The 13,506-nt window shown below is 67.1% G+C and carries 13 protein-coding genes and 1 pseudogene; 11 read left to right on the top strand and 3 right to left on the bottom strand.

The features are described 5' to 3' along the window. Together G3O06_RS42230 and G3O06_RS42225 are read left to right on the top strand one after the other, a co-directional pair. Positions 1-313 (top strand): MotA/TolQ/ExbB proton channel family protein (locus tag G3O06_RS42230; RefSeq protein ID WP_205819611.1); only part of this gene is annotated, 313 nt, incomplete at its 5' end. 24 nt (positions 314-337) lie between these two features. Continuing rightward, positions 338-799 carry a biopolymer transporter ExbD gene (locus G3O06_RS42225; RefSeq protein ID WP_069247121.1) on the top strand — a complete coding sequence of 154 codons (462 nt, stop codon included), beginning with the start codon at positions 338-340 and terminating at the stop codon, positions 797-799. Positions 800-882: 83 nt separating this feature from the next. On the opposite strand, the gene G3O06_RS42220 is transcribed toward G3O06_RS42225, so the two are convergent. Beyond that, positions 883-1,023 (bottom strand): hypothetical protein, encoded by a 141-nt coding sequence (locus G3O06_RS42220; RefSeq protein ID WP_205819610.1) that lies wholly within the window; start codon positions 1,021-1,023, stop codon positions 883-885. 67 nt (positions 1,024-1,090) lie between these two features. Between G3O06_RS42220 and leuS the strand changes: the two genes are divergently transcribed. The 5 genes from leuS to G3O06_RS42195 all read left to right on the top strand — a co-directional run bounded on the left by leuS (position 1,091) and on the right by G3O06_RS42195 (position 7,246). Then, on the top strand, positions 1,091-3,685 hold the full coding sequence (gene leuS / locus G3O06_RS42215) for a leucine--tRNA ligase (RefSeq protein ID WP_205819609.1): 2,595 nt from the start codon (positions 1,091-1,093) through the stop codon (positions 3,683-3,685). Between the two features lie 38 nt (positions 3,686-3,723). After that, positions 3,724-4,278, top strand: a complete 555-nt coding sequence (lptE, locus tag G3O06_RS42210) for an LPS assembly lipoprotein LptE (RefSeq protein WP_174916866.1) — start codon at positions 3,724-3,726, stop codon at positions 4,276-4,278. Between the two features lie 18 nt (positions 4,279-4,296). Next, complete coding sequence (gene holA, locus G3O06_RS42205) at positions 4,297-5,391, top strand: DNA polymerase III subunit delta (protein WP_027788384.1); 1,095 nt, start codon at positions 4,297-4,299, stop codon at positions 5,389-5,391. A 141-nt stretch (positions 5,392-5,532) separates the two neighbouring features. Further along, positions 5,533-6,804, top strand: a complete 1,272-nt coding sequence (locus G3O06_RS42200; protein WP_205819608.1) for a glutamate-5-semialdehyde dehydrogenase — start codon at positions 5,533-5,535, stop codon at positions 6,802-6,804. A 19-nt stretch (positions 6,805-6,823) separates the two neighbouring features. Beyond that, on the top strand, positions 6,824-7,246 hold the full coding sequence (locus tag G3O06_RS42195; protein WP_011350935.1) for a CopD family protein: 423 nt from the start codon (positions 6,824-6,826) through the stop codon (positions 7,244-7,246). Between the two features lie 96 nt (positions 7,247-7,342). On the opposite strand, the gene G3O06_RS42190 is transcribed toward G3O06_RS42195, so the two are convergent. After that, positions 7,343-8,191, bottom strand: coding sequence for a MurR/RpiR family transcriptional regulator (locus G3O06_RS42190; RefSeq protein ID WP_011350936.1), 849 nt, complete (start codon positions 8,189-8,191; stop codon positions 7,343-7,345). Positions 8,192-8,473: 282 nt separating this feature from the next. On the opposite strand from G3O06_RS42190, the gene edd reads away from it, so the two are divergent. From edd to G3O06_RS42170, 4 genes are all read left to right on the top strand, one after another. Beyond that, positions 8,474-10,330 carry a phosphogluconate dehydratase gene (gene edd / locus G3O06_RS42185; RefSeq protein WP_205819607.1) on the top strand — a complete coding sequence of 619 codons (1,857 nt, stop codon included), beginning with the start codon at positions 8,474-8,476 and terminating at the stop codon, positions 10,328-10,330. A 19-nt stretch (positions 10,331-10,349) separates the two neighbouring features. Further along, complete coding sequence (eda, locus tag G3O06_RS42180) at positions 10,350-10,976, top strand: bifunctional 4-hydroxy-2-oxoglutarate aldolase/2-dehydro-3-deoxy-phosphogluconate aldolase (protein WP_069247127.1); 627 nt, start codon at positions 10,350-10,352, stop codon at positions 10,974-10,976. Between the two features lie 219 nt (positions 10,977-11,195). Next, positions 11,196-12,557 carry a GntP family permease gene (locus tag G3O06_RS42175; RefSeq protein WP_205819606.1) on the top strand — a complete coding sequence of 454 codons (1,362 nt, stop codon included), beginning with the start codon at positions 11,196-11,198 and terminating at the stop codon, positions 12,555-12,557. Positions 12,558-12,570: 13 nt separating this feature from the next. Continuing rightward, entirely contained in the window at positions 12,571-13,074 is a 504-nt protein-coding gene (locus G3O06_RS42170; protein WP_205819605.1) for a gluconokinase, read from the top strand. Positions 13,075-13,154: 80 nt separating this feature from the next. On the opposite strand, the pseudogene G3O06_RS42165 reads toward G3O06_RS42170, so the two are convergent. After that, positions 13,155-13,506 (bottom strand): annotated as a pseudogene (locus G3O06_RS42165) (TetR/AcrR family transcriptional regulator); the annotation flags it as partial.

The following is a 13,506-nucleotide window of genomic DNA, read 5'->3' as shown; positions in this document are numbered from 1 at the left end:
GCAGCGGCGTCTCGAATTCGGCCAGGTGCTGCTCGCGTCGATCGGCAGCACCGCGCCGTTCGTCGGGCTGCTCGGCACCGTGTGGGGGATCTACCACGCGCTCGGCAGCATCGCCGCGAGCGGGCAGGCGCAGATCGAGAATGTCGCGGGGCCGGTCGGCGAGGCGCTGATCATGACCGCGTTCGGGCTCGTCGTCGCGATTCCCGCGGTGCTGGCCTATAACATCCTCGGGCGCCTCGTGCGGCAGCTCGCCGAGGAACTCGACGGCTTCGCGCGCGACCTGCACGTGTTCGTGTGCGCGCAGGACGCCTGACGCGCCCATTCCGGAGGAGCGACCATGGCATTCGGCGGACTCGAGCACCACAAGACGTCCGCGCCGATGGCGGAGATCAACATGACCCCGCTGATCGACGTGATGCTGGTGCTGCTCGTCATCTTCATCATCACCGCGCCGCTGATGACGCACGCGATCCGGCTCGACCTGCCGAAGGTAGCGGCCAGCGTCGCGCGCGACACGCCGCAATCCGTCACATTGTCGATCGACGACGCGGGCAAGCTGTACTGGGACGACTCACCGGTCGCGCTCGACGCGCTGCCCGCGCGCTTCCGGGCCGCCGCCGCGGGCGGCGCGCCGCCCGAGCTGCGGCTGCGCGCGTCGCGCGCGACCCGCTACGACGTGATCGCGCAGGTGATGGGCGCCGCGCAGGCCGCCGGCCTCACGCGGATCGGCTTCGTGACCGACGTGCCGCCGCAGGCGGGCGGTTCCGCGGCGGCGCCTGCCGTGCCGGCCAACCGTTGAGCGGAGCCGGCGGGCCCGTCCCTGCCGCGGGATCGGGCCGCACGCCGCAAGACCGGTCGAATGGGCCGGCGCGGGCGGTATAATCAACGTTTTTCCCGGTTGGCAGGCTTTTTCAGGTAACCCGGAATTTTCCAGGCTACCCGGGCATGCTGCGGGTTACCCGGAAAATGCCCGGAAACCGTGAACAGGTCCGGCAACAGCGAACCTGCGGGTTCGCCGGGCAAGCACGATTTTCGATCCACTCCTGCGCGCGCGCCGTCGCGCCGCTTAAAGCCTAGTCCGAACCACACCATGCACGAGAGATACGTACCCGCCGACGTCGAAGCCGCCGCCCAGGGCGACTGGCGCGCAGCCGATGCCTACAAGACGCAGGAAGATTCGCAGAAGCCGAAGTTCTACTGCGTGTCGATGCTGCCGTACCCGTCCGGCAAGCTGCACATGGGTCACGTGCGCAACTACACGATCAACGACGTGATGTACCGCTATCTGCGGATGAACGGCTACAACACGCTGATGCCGATGGGCTGGGACGCGTTCGGGATGCCGGCCGAAAACGCCGCGATGGCGAACGGCGTGCCGCCCGCGAAGTGGACCTACGACAACATCGACTACATGAAGGGCCAGATGCAGTCGATGGGCCTCGCGATCGACTGGTCGCGCGAAATCGCGACGTGCAAGCCCGATTACTACAAGTGGAACCAGTGGCTGTTCCTGAAGATGCTCGAGAAGGGCATCGCGTACAAGAAGACGGGCACCGTGAACTGGGACCCGGTCGACCAGACCGTGCTCGCGAACGAGCAGGTGATCGACGGCCGCGGCTGGCGGTCGGGCGCGCTCGTCGAGAAGCGCGAGATCCCGATGTACTACCTGCGCATCACGCAGTACGCGGATGAGCTGCTGAACGACCTCGACGGCCTCGGCTGGCCCGAGCGCGTGAAGATCATGCAGCAGAACTGGATCGGCAAGAGCTTCGGCGTGAACTTCGGCTTCCCGTACGAACTCGACGGCGAGAAGAAGCTGCTGCGCGTGTTCACGACGCGCGCCGACACGATCATGGGCGTCACGTTCTGCGCGGTCGCGGCCGAGCATCCGCTCGCCACGCGCCTCGCACAGGACAAGCCGGAACTGCTCGCGTTCATCGACGAATGCAAGCGCGGCGGCGTCGCCGAGGCCGACGTTGCGACGATGGAGAAGAAGGGCGTCGCGACGGGCTTCTCGGTCACGCACCCGCTGACCGGCGAGCCGGTCGAGGTGTGGATCGGCAACTACGTACTGATGAGCTATGGCGAAGGCGCGGTGATGGGCGTGCCGGGCCACGACGAGCGCGATTTCGCGTTCGCGAAGAAATACGACCTGCCGATCAAGCAGGTGATCTCGGCCGAAGGCCAGCAGTACTCGCTCGACGCATGGCAGGAGTGGTACGGCGACAAGGAAACCGCGGTCTGCGTGAACAGCGGCAAGTACGACGGCCTGCATTACGCGGACGCCGTCGACGCGGTTGCGGCCGACCTGAACGCCGGCGGCTTCGGCGACAAGCAGGTCACGTGGCGCCTGCGCGACTGGGGCGTGTCGCGCCAGCGCTACTGGGGTACGCCGATCCCGATCATCCACTGCCCGTCGTGCGGCGACGTGCCGGTGCCCGAGCAGGATCTGCCCGTCGTGCTGCCGGAAGACCTCGTGCCGGACGGCTCGGGCAACCCGCTCGCGAAGTCGGAAGCGTTCCTGAACTGCGCGTGCCCGAAGTGCGGCGCGGCCGCGAAGCGCGAAACCGACACGATGGACACCTTCGTTGATTCGTCGTGGTACTTCTCGCGCTACACGGCGCCGGACGCCGAGACGATGGTCGACGCGCGCACCGATTACTGGATGCCGATGGATCAGTACATCGGCGGCATCGAGCACGCGATCCTGCACCTGCTGTATTCGCGCTTCTGGACCAAGGTGATGCGCGACCTCGGCCTCGTGAAGTTCGGCGAGCCGGCGAAGAACCTGCTCACGCAGGGGATGGTGCTGAACGAGACGTTCTACCGTGAAGACGCTTCCGGCAAGAAGACCTGGTACAACCCGGCCGACGTGACGGTTGCGTTCGACGACAAGGGCCGCCCGGTCGGTGCGACGCTGAACAAGGACGGCCAGCCGGTCGTGCTTGGCGGCATCGAGAAGATGTCGAAGTCGAAGAACAACGGCGTCGATCCGCAGGTGCTGATCGACCAGTACGGCGCGGATACCGCGCGCCTGTTCACGATGTTCGCCGCACCGCCCGAGCAGCAGCTCGAGTGGTCGGGTGCGGGCGTCGAAGGCGCGAGCCGCTTCCTGCGCCGTGTGTGGAGCTTCGGTGCGACGAACCGCGAGGCGCTCGCCGCGCGCGCGGGCTTCGATGCGGCCGCGCTCGGCGAAGCCGACAAGGCGCTGCGCCGCGAGATCTACAGCGTGCTGAAGCAGGCCGATTTCGACTACCAGCGCCTGCAGTACAACACGGTTGTGTCGGCCGCGATGAAGATGCTGAACGCGATCGACGGCGCGAAGGGCGCGACGCCCGGCGTGCAGCGCGAAACGTATGGCGTGCTGCTGCGCGTGCTGTACCCGGTCGTGCCGCACGTCACGTTCGAGCTGTGGAAGGCGCTTGGCTACGCGGACGAATTCGGCCCGCTGCTCGACGCACCGTGGCCGAAGGTCGACGAGGCCGCGCTCGAGCAGGCCGAGATCGAACTCGTGCTGCAGGTGAACGGCAAGGTGCGCGGTGCGCTGAAGGTCGCGAAGGACGCGAGCCGCGACGCGATCGAAGCCGCGGCGGTGGCCGACGACGCGTTCGCGAAGTTCAGCGACGGCAAGCCGGCGAAGAAGATCGTCGTCGTGCCGGGCCGTCTCGTGAACATCGTCGTCTGACGGCCGCTGGCCGTCGGACGTACCCAGAAGGAGCGAAGGTGATCCGCAGATCGTTTTTGATGCTCGCTGTCGGCAGCGCGGTCGCGCTGTCGGCATGCGGCTTCCAGTTGCGCGGCCAGCAGGACTACGCGTTCAAGCACCTGCTGATCGCCGGCGCGCCGGCGCCGGTCGAGGCGCGCCTCGTGCGCCTCGTCGAGGCCGGCAGCGACACGAAGATCGTCAAGTTGGCGGACGACGCCGATGCCGTGCTGCGCATGTGGGAGTCGCGTGGCCAGAACACGCTGACGCTCAACAAGTACGGCTCGGCACAGGAATACGCGTTGTTCTATACGCTGAACTACACGCTGACGAGCAAGGACGGCACCGTGCTGATTCCGCCGAGCGTGATCGCGCTGAACCGCGCAATGACGTACAGCGATCAGTATACGAACGCGAAGGCGCAGGAAGCCGACATCCTGTACGGCGACATGCAGAACGACGCGGTCGACCAGCTGATGCGGCGTCTCGCGATCGTTCACTCGCTGACGCCAGCGCCGGAAGACGTTGTGCCGGGCGTCGCGCCGCGCGCGCCGTTGCCGCCGCCGCCGCTCTGATCCACGGCGCACGTATCGATGCAACTGCGACTTGATGCGCTGGAGCCGCACCTCGCGAAGGGGTTGGCCGGGCTCTACACCGTCTACGGCGACGAGCCGCTGCTCGCGCAGGAAGCGTGCGACCGCATTCGTGCGGCCGCGCGCGCGGCCGGCTTCACCGAGCGTTCGGTGCATACGGTCGAGCGCGGCTTCGACTGGAGCGTGCTGCTCGGCGCAACCCAGGCGATGTCGTTGTTCGGCGAGCGCCAGCTGATCGAGCTGCGCATTCCGTCGGGCAAGCCCGGCAAGGAAGGCGCCGATGCGCTGAAGACGCTCGCGGCCACGCCGAATCCCGACGCGCTGATGCTCGTCACGTTGCCGCGCCTCGACGCGGCCACGCAGAAATCCGCGTGGTTCACCGCGCTGCAGAACGGCGGCGTCGCGCTGAAGATCGATCCGGTCGACCGCGCGCAGCTGCCGAACTGGATCGGCCAGCGCCTCGCGATGCAGGGCCAGCGTGCCGCGCCCGGCGAGGACGGGCGGCGCGCGCTGCAGTTCATCGCCGAGCGCGTCGAGGGCAACCTGCTTGCCGCGCACCAGGAAATCCAGAAGCTCGGGCTGCTGTATCCGCAAGGCGCACTGTCGTTCGAGCAGGTGCACGACGCGGTGCTGAACGTCGCGCGTTACGACGTCTTCAAGCTGAACGAAGCGATGCTCGCCGGTGACGCCGCGCGGCTCGCGCGGATGATCGACGGGCTGAAGGGCGAGGGCGAAGCGATCGTGCTCGTGATGTGGGCCGTCGTCGAGGAATTGCGCACGCTGCTGCGGATCAAGCGCGGCACGACCGCCGGCAAGCCGCTCGCGACGCTGCTGCGCGAGAACCGCGTGTGGGGGCCGCGCGAGCGGCTGATCGGCCCCGCGCTGAATCGCGTGTCGGAAGCCGTGCTCGAGAAGGCGCTCGCGTTTGCCGCGAAGCTCGACCGGCAGGTCAAGGGGCTCACGGCCGTCGTGCCGGGCCGCCGCACGCAGGACGAGCCGCCGCCCGATCCGTGGGACGGGCTGTTCCAGCTCGCGATGACGGTTGCCGGTGCCCGCGGCGAGCGACCGCCGACCGCGGGTCGCGTGCGACGCTAAGTCCCGTTCGGGCCTTCAGCGCGCGCTGCGCAACCCGCTTACAATGTTTCGATAGCTGCTGGCGCGGCCCGTCGGCCGCTGCTGCCCACGCTTCCCCACGAATTCATGCCGCCCAGCGCGGCGCGCTTCTCGAGTCACACGATGGATATCGATCAGTACATGACCGACCTGGGCCGTCGCGCCAGGCACGCTTCCCGCGCGATGGCGCGCGCCAGCACGGCTGCGAAGAACGCGGCGCTCGACGCCGTGGCGCGCGCGATCGAACGCGACGCGCAGGCGCTGAAGGATGCGAATGCCCGCGATGTCGCCCGTGCCCGTGAAAAGGGTCTCGATGCGGCGTTCGTCGATCGCCTGACGCTGTCGGACAAGGCGCTGAAGACGATGGTCGAGGGCTTGCGCCAGGTGGCGTCGCTGGCCGATCCGATCGGCGAGATCAGCAACCTCAAGTACCGCCCGAGCGGCATCCAGGTCGGCCAGATGCGCGTGCCGCTCGGCGTGATCGGCATCATCTACGAATCGCGCCCGAACGTGACGATCGACGCGGCTGCGCTGTGCCTGAAGTCGGGCAACGCGACGATCCTGCGCGGCGGCTCCGAAGCGCTCGAGTCGAACGCGGCGCTCGCGAAGCTGATCGGCGAAGGGCTCGAGGCAGCCGGCCTGCCGCAGGATGCGGTGCAGGTCGTCGCGACGGCCGATCGCGCGGCCGTCGGCAAGCTGATCACGATGACCGAATACGTCGACGTGATCGTGCCGCGCGGCGGCAAGAGCCTGATCGAGCGCCTGATCAACGAGGCGCGCGTGCCGATGATCAAGCACCTCGACGGCATCTGCCACGTGTACGTCGACGATCGCGCCGATCTGAACAAGGCGCTGACCGTCTGCGACAACGCGAAGACGCACCGCTACGGCACCTGCAACACGATGGAGACGCTGCTCGTTTCGAGCGGTGTCGCGGCGAAGCTGCTGCCGCCGCTCGGCAAGCTGTATCGCGACAAGCAGGTCGAACTGCGCGTCGATGCGGCCGCGCGCACGGTGCTCGCCGATGCGGGCGTCGGCCCGCTCGTCGATGCAACCGAGGAAGACTGGCACACCGAGTATCTCGCGCCGGTGCTCGCGATCAAGGTCGTCGACGGCCTCGACGCCGCGATCGAGCACATCAACCATTACGGCTCGCACCACACGGATGCGATTGTCACCGAGGATCACGACCGCGCGATGCGGTTCCTGCGCGAGGTCGATTCGGCGAGCGTGATGGTCAACGCGTCGACGCGCTTCGCGGACGGCTTCGAATTCGGCCTCGGCGCGGAAATCGGCATCTCGAACGACAAGCTGCACGCACGCGGCCCCGTCGGCCTGGAAGGGCTGACGTCGCTGAAGTACGTCGTGCTCGGACACGGCGAAGGCCGCCAGTAAAAAGCGAGGCACACAACCGATGGCGATGCTCTGGGTCAAGACGTTCCATATCGTTCTGATCGCCGCGTGGTTCGCAGGGTTGTTCTACCTGCCGCGCATCTACGTGAACCTGGCCATGGAAACCGATCCGGCCGCCGTGCGGCGCTTGCTGCTGATGGCACGCAAGCTGTTCCGCTTCATGACGATGATCGCGGTGCCGGCGCTGGCCTGCGGGCTGTGGCTCTGGCTGTCGATCGGCATCGGGCAGGGGCAGGGCTGGATCCACGCGAAGGTGACGGTCGTGCTGCTGCTCATCGTCTATCACGCGTACTGCGGGCACCTGCTGCGGGTGTTCGAGCGTGGCGAGAACCGCCGCACCGACAAGTGGTATCGCGTGTTCAACGAGCTGCCGGTGCTCGGCATGCTCGCGGCGGTCGCGCTGGTCGTGATCAAGCCGTTCTGAGCGGCATCGCCGGCGCGGTTGCCGGCACCGCCTGATGCGCAACGGCGCCCTGTGGGGCGCCGTTCGTCGTTTACGCGTGGTCGGTGCGGTGGCTGCTCAATCCTTCGCGCCGTCGTCGATCCGGCGGCGCGTGATCGCCTCCTTCGCGCGGCCGACCCGTTCCATCAGCGCGGGGCCGCGCGACAGCGCGACACCGACCGCGAGGATGTCGCCGATCGCGAGATGCGACATCCGCGACGTCATCGGCGAGAACACGTCCGTTTCCTCCGCAACGTTCGACGCGAGACTCACCGTCGCGAGCTTCGCGAGCGGCGAATGGCTCTGCGTGATCGCGACGACTTTCGCGCCGCATGCGAGCGCGGAGCGCGCGGCGTCGACGATGTCGCGCGTGCGGCCGGTGTTCGAGATCGCGACGACGACGTCATGCGGGCCGAGCAGCGCCGACGACATCGAGAACGTGTGCGGATCCGAATACGCGACGCTCGGCACGCCGAGCCGGAAGAACTTGTGCTGGATGTCCTGCGCGGCGATGCCGGAGCCGCCGGCGCCGTAGAACTCGATCCGCGATGCATTCGACAGCAGCGCGATCGCATCGGCGACGCTGCCCGCGGACAGGCTGTTGCGCACCTCGATCAGTGCGCCGATCGTGCGGTCGAACACCTTGCCGATGATGCCGGGCGCCGGTTCGTCGGGCTCGACGTCGCGATAGACGGACGACACGCCCGGTGCGACGCTCTGCGCGAGCCGGATCTTGAATTCGCGAAAGCCGCTGCAGCCGAGTGCCTGGCAGAAGCGCGCGATCGTTGGCTGGCTGACGCCCGCGCGGGTCGACAGCTCGGTCATCGCGAGGTCGAGCACCTCGCGCGGCGCGGCGAGAATGTAGTCGGCGAGCTTGCGCTCGGACGGGCGCAACTCGGCGCGGATCGCTTCAATGCGGGGCAGCATGGGACGGCACGTGGAAATCGGGTTCGGATGAGCGAGTGTATCGCAATCGAATTGTAGAAAATCTACAAGAAAATACTAGCGCCGGCGTGATGCTTTCGATGGCGAAGATTAGGGTTTTCACTAGGTGCCGCCTTACTGGTAGCGGGAATAAGGGTTGCGGGTCGATGAATCCGCATTGCATGCGTGTAGTTTTTCTACTAGACTGGCTTCGTTCTGTCGACGCGTTCGACCGTCCCCACGATTCCAACCGCCGGTGTCGGCCGGCATACAGGAGCGCCCAGCATGACGTCGCTGCACCCCACTCTGGCGAAGGTCACCGAACGCGTGATCGCCCGCAGCCAATCGACCCGTTCCGCCTATCTGCACCGCATCGATGGCGCGCAGGGCAAGTTCCCGGCACGCGGCGCGCTGTCGTGCGCGAACCTCGCGCACGGCTTCGCGGGCCTCGAGGGCAGCGACAAGTTCTCGATCAAGGCGATCCGCGAGCCGAACATCGGCATCGTGTCCTCGTACAACGAGATGCTGTCCGCGCATGCGCCGTACAAGGATTTCCCCGAGATCATCAAGGCAGCCGCACGCGAGAACGGCGGTGTCGCGCAGTTCGCGGGCGGCGTGCCGGCGATGTGCGACGGCGTCACGCAGGGCAACCCGGGGATGGAGCTGTCGCTGTTCTCGCGCGAGGCGATCGCGATGGGTACGGCGATCGCGCTCACGCACAACATGTTCGACGCGGCGCTCTGCCTCGGCATCTGCGACAAGATCGTGCCGGGCCTGTTGATCGGCGCGCTGCAGTTCGGCCACCTGCCGACGATCTTCGTGCCGGCCGGCCCGATGACGAGCGGCCTGTCGAACGACGACAAGGCGAAGATCCGCCAGCAGTTCGCGACCGGCCAGGTGGGCCGCGACGCGCTGCTCGAAGCCGAATCGGCCGCGTATCACGGCCACGGCACCTGCACGTTCTACGGCACTGCGAACAGCAACCAGATGCTGATGGAGCTGATGGGGCTGCACCTGCCGGGCTCGGCATTCGTTCATCCGCACACGCCGCTGCGCACCGCGCTCACCGCTGAGGCTGCGCGCCGCGTGCTCGACCTGACCGTCGAGCGCGGCCATTACACGCCGATCGGCCATGTGATCGACGAGAAGGCGATCGTCAACGGGATCGTCGCGCTGCTCGCGACGGGCGGCTCGACCAACCACACGCTGCACCTCGTCGCGATCGCCCGCGCGGCCGGCATCCTGATCGACTGGAACGACTTCGACGAACTGTCGGCCGTCGTGCCGCTGCTCGCGAAGATCTACCCGAACGGCAAGGCCGACGTGAACCACTTCCACGCCGCGGGCGGGGTTGCCTTCCTGGTACGCAACCTGCTCGAAGGCGGGCTGCTGCACGAGGACGTGACGACGGTCGCCGGCCGTGGCCTGTCGCACTACACGAAGGAGCCGAAGCTGATCGACGGCAAGCTCACGTGGGTCGACGGCGCGGCTGAGAGCCACGACACGAAGGTGCTGCGCGGCATCCGCGAGCCATTCCAGCCGGACGGTGGCCTGCGCCTGATGCAGGGCCGCCTCGGCCGCGGCGTGATCAAGATTTCGGCGGTCGCGCCCGAGCACCGCAAGGTGACGGCGCCCGCGATCGTGTTCGATTCGCAGGAAGCCGTGCAGGAAGCGTTCGATCGCGGCGAGCTGAAGCGCGATTTCGTCGCGGTGGTGCGCTTCCAGGGCGCGCGTGCGAACGGGATGCCCGAGCTGCACCGTTTGACGCCGCTGCTCGGCGTGCTGCAGGATCAGGGCTTCCATGTCGCGCTCGTCACCGACGGCCGCATGTCGGGCGCGTCGGGCAAGGTGCCGGCCGTGATCCACGTGTCGCCGGAGGCGCTGCTGGCCGGCCCGCTCGGCAAGGTGAAGACGGGCGATACGCTCGTGATCGACGCGGAAGCCGGCGTGCTCGACATCGAGGTCGACGCCGCTGAGTGGCAGGCGCGCCCGGTCGCGCAGCCGCTGCACCAGGCCGAGAACGAGGTCGGTTTCGGGCGTGAACTGTTCGGCGTGTTCCGCGCGGCCGCCGCGCCGGCCGAGCAGGGCGCATCGGTTTTCGGCACGCTGGTCGGCGAAACGGCCGCCCACGTCGCCGCATGAATTTCAAGGAGCCAATTCAATGAAGACGATTGCTGAAATCGTGAAGCTGGGCCCGGTCATCCCGGTGCTCGCATTCGACTCGGTCGAGCAGGGCGAACACGTGTCGCGTGCACTGCACGCGGGCGGCGTGAAGGTGCTCGAGATCACGCTGCGCACGCCGGCCGGCCTGGAAGCGATCCAGCGCGCCAGCCAGCTCGCGGACGACATCGTCGTCGGCGTCGGCACGATCACGAAGCCCGAGCATTGCGAGCAGGCGAAGCGTGCGGGCGCGAAGTTCGGCGTGTCGCCGGGCCTGACGAAAGAGCTGCACCTCGCGTCGCTCGACGCGGGCCTGCCGCTGCTGCCGGGCGTGATGACGCCGAGCGACATCATCCAGGCGCTCGAATTCGGCTACGAGATCGTGAAGTTCTTCCCCGCGCAGCAGGCGGGCGGCGTGCCGATGCTGCAGGCGTTCCACGGCCCGTTCCCGGCGCTGAAGTTCTGCCCGACCGGCGGCATCACGGTCGACACCGCGCCGAATTTCCTGAAGCTGCCGAACGTCGTGTGCGTCGGCGGTTCGTGGCTCACGCCGAAAGCCGCGCTCGCCGCGCAGGACTGGGCCGAAGTCACACGCCTCGCGCAAGCCGCGAGCCAGCTCCCCCGTTAAGACTTGTACGAAATGACAGTTTGACCCTCGGAAAGCGAGCCTTAGTGCTTGTTTTACCGAGGGTTTTTGCTGATGGAACCGGTTCTATCCGCCGGCCGTAAAGATAAGTAAAATTCAGCGTCCTGACGGGGTGGGTACCCCCCGTGTTTCGGAGACCTGCATAGCCGGGCATACTCGCAACAACTCGCCCGGTTCGAACAATTCTAGGAGGAGTGCCACATGGGGGCTGTCCAAGGCAGCATGCTGCTCGTATTCACGCTGATCGCGATTGCCGCGCTGATCCTGATGATCGCGCGCTACAAGATCTACCCGTTCCTGGTGCTGATCATCGTTTCGCTCGGCTTGGGCCTTGTCGTCGGCATGCCGATGGACAAGATCGTCAAGTCGTTCGAGACGGGCACCGGCGGCACGCTCGGCCACATCGCGATCGTCGTCGGCCTCGGCACGATGCTCGGCAAGATGATGGCCGAATCGGGCGGCGCCGAACGGATCGCGACCACGCTGATCGACTGGTTCGGTGAAAAGAACATCCACTGGGCGATGATGTTCGTCGCGATCATCGTCGGCCTGCCGGTGTTCTTCGAAGTCGGCTTCGTGCTGCTGATCCCGATCGCGTTCAACGTCGCGAAGCGCACCGGCAAGTCGCTGCTCGTCGTCGGCCTGCCGATGGTGGCCGGCCTGTCCGTCGTGCACGGCCTGATCCCGCCGCACCCGGCCGCGCTGCTGGCCGTTCAGCAATACGGCGCCGATATCGGCAAGACGATCGCCTTCGGCCTGCTCGTCGGCGTTCCGACCGCGATCATCGCGGGCCCGCTGTTCGCGCTGACGATCTCGAAGTTCGTGAAGCTGCCGGAAAACAACCCGCTCGCCGCGCAGTTCGTCGATACGCACTCGGACGGCCGCAAGCGTGAACTGCCGAGCTTCGGCATCACGCTGTTCACGATCCTGCTGCCCGTCGTGCTGATGCTCGTCGGCAGCTGGGCCGACCTGCTGTTCACGCCGAAGTCGCTGCCGAACAACCTGCTGCGCTTCGCCGGCAACTCGGACGTCGCGCTGCTGATCGCCGTGCTCGTGAGCTTCTTCACGTTCGGCAAGCTGCAGGGCTTCAACCGCGACCAGATCCAGAAGTTCTGCAGCGAGTGCCTGGCACCGATCGCCGGCATCACGCTGATCGTCGGCGCGGGCGGCGGCTTCGGCGGCGTCCTGCGCGACAGCGGGATCTCGCAGCAGATCGTCGAGACCGCGAAGCACGCGCACCTGTCGCCGCTGCTGCTCGGCTGGTTCGTTGCGGCGCTGATGCGTCTCGCGACGGGTTCGGCGACGGTCGCGATGACGACGGCCTGCGGCATCGTCGCGCCGATCGCGGCGGCGTCCGGCGCGGCGGTCAGCCCGGAGCTGCTGGTGCTCGCGACGGGCTCGGGCTCGCTGATCTTCTCGCACGTGAACGACGGCGGTTTCTGGCTGATCAAGGAATACTTCGGGATGACGGTCGGTCAGACGTTCAAGACCTGGTCGTTGCTCGAAACGATCATCTCGGTGCTCGGTCTCGGCTTTACACTGCTGCTGAGCGTGGTTCTGTAACAAGGGGTAGGCAATGATTCTGATCGCAATGGGCGTGTCGGGTGCGGGCAAGTCGCTAATCGGCGAAATGCTGGCGGAACGCCTGTCGTGCAGCTATACCGATGGCGACGCGTTTCACAGCGCGGCGAACAAGGAAAAGATGCACAACGGCATTCCGCTGACCGACGACGACCGCTGGCCGTGGCTGCGCACGATCCGCGAGGCCATCGAGGAAAAGCAGCGTGCCGGTGAGACGGCCGTGTTCACGTGCTCGTCGCTGAAGCGGTCGTACCGCGACGTGCTGCGCGGCACCGACACCGACGTGCGGTTCGTGTACCTGAAGGGTTCGTTCGAGATGTTGCACGAGCGCCTGAAGAGCCGCACCGGCCATTTCTTCGATCCGTCGCTGCTGAAGAGCCAGCTCGACACGCTCGAGGAGCCGGGCGCGGACGAAGCGATCGAGGTCAGCATCGAGCTGACGCCCGAACAGATCGTCGATCAGGTCATGCTGAAGATCGGCATCGCGCAGCAGCACTGAGCGCGGTTCGCGGCAATCGTCATGCAAAAGGCGCCCTTCGGGGCGCCTTTTTCGTTGGCGGCCCGTGAGCCGCGGGCGGGTCAGGCCGCGGGCGCCTGCTTCGCGATGCCGTCGAGCAGCACGTCGAGCATCGTGTCGTGCACGGCTGCCGGATCGAGCTGCGCGTAGAGCGGGGCGGCCGCCTTGACGAGCGGATGCGCGGCGTCGGACAGCGCTTCCATTTCCGCAAGCTCGACGTCGTTCGCGGCGCGCGTGAGGCCGCCGGCCTCGGCCGCGGCGAGCCCGATCACGCTCGCATACCAGCCGACGCACACCGACGGCAGCGCCGCGCGCGGGATGCCGGCGTCGGCCAGCGCGCGATGCACGGCCTCGATGTGCGCGAGATCGGCCGGCCCCGTACTCATGTGCCGCTGCAGCAGCGGCACATGAGTA

The organism is Burkholderia sp. Ac-20345, from assembly GCF_017104825.1.
GTDB classification, from domain to species: domain Bacteria; phylum Pseudomonadota; class Gammaproteobacteria; order Burkholderiales; family Burkholderiaceae; genus Burkholderia; species Burkholderia lata_B.
The sequence above is the reverse complement of the archived record's forward strand: the minus strand, read 5'-3'. Positions and strand labels throughout refer to the sequence as shown.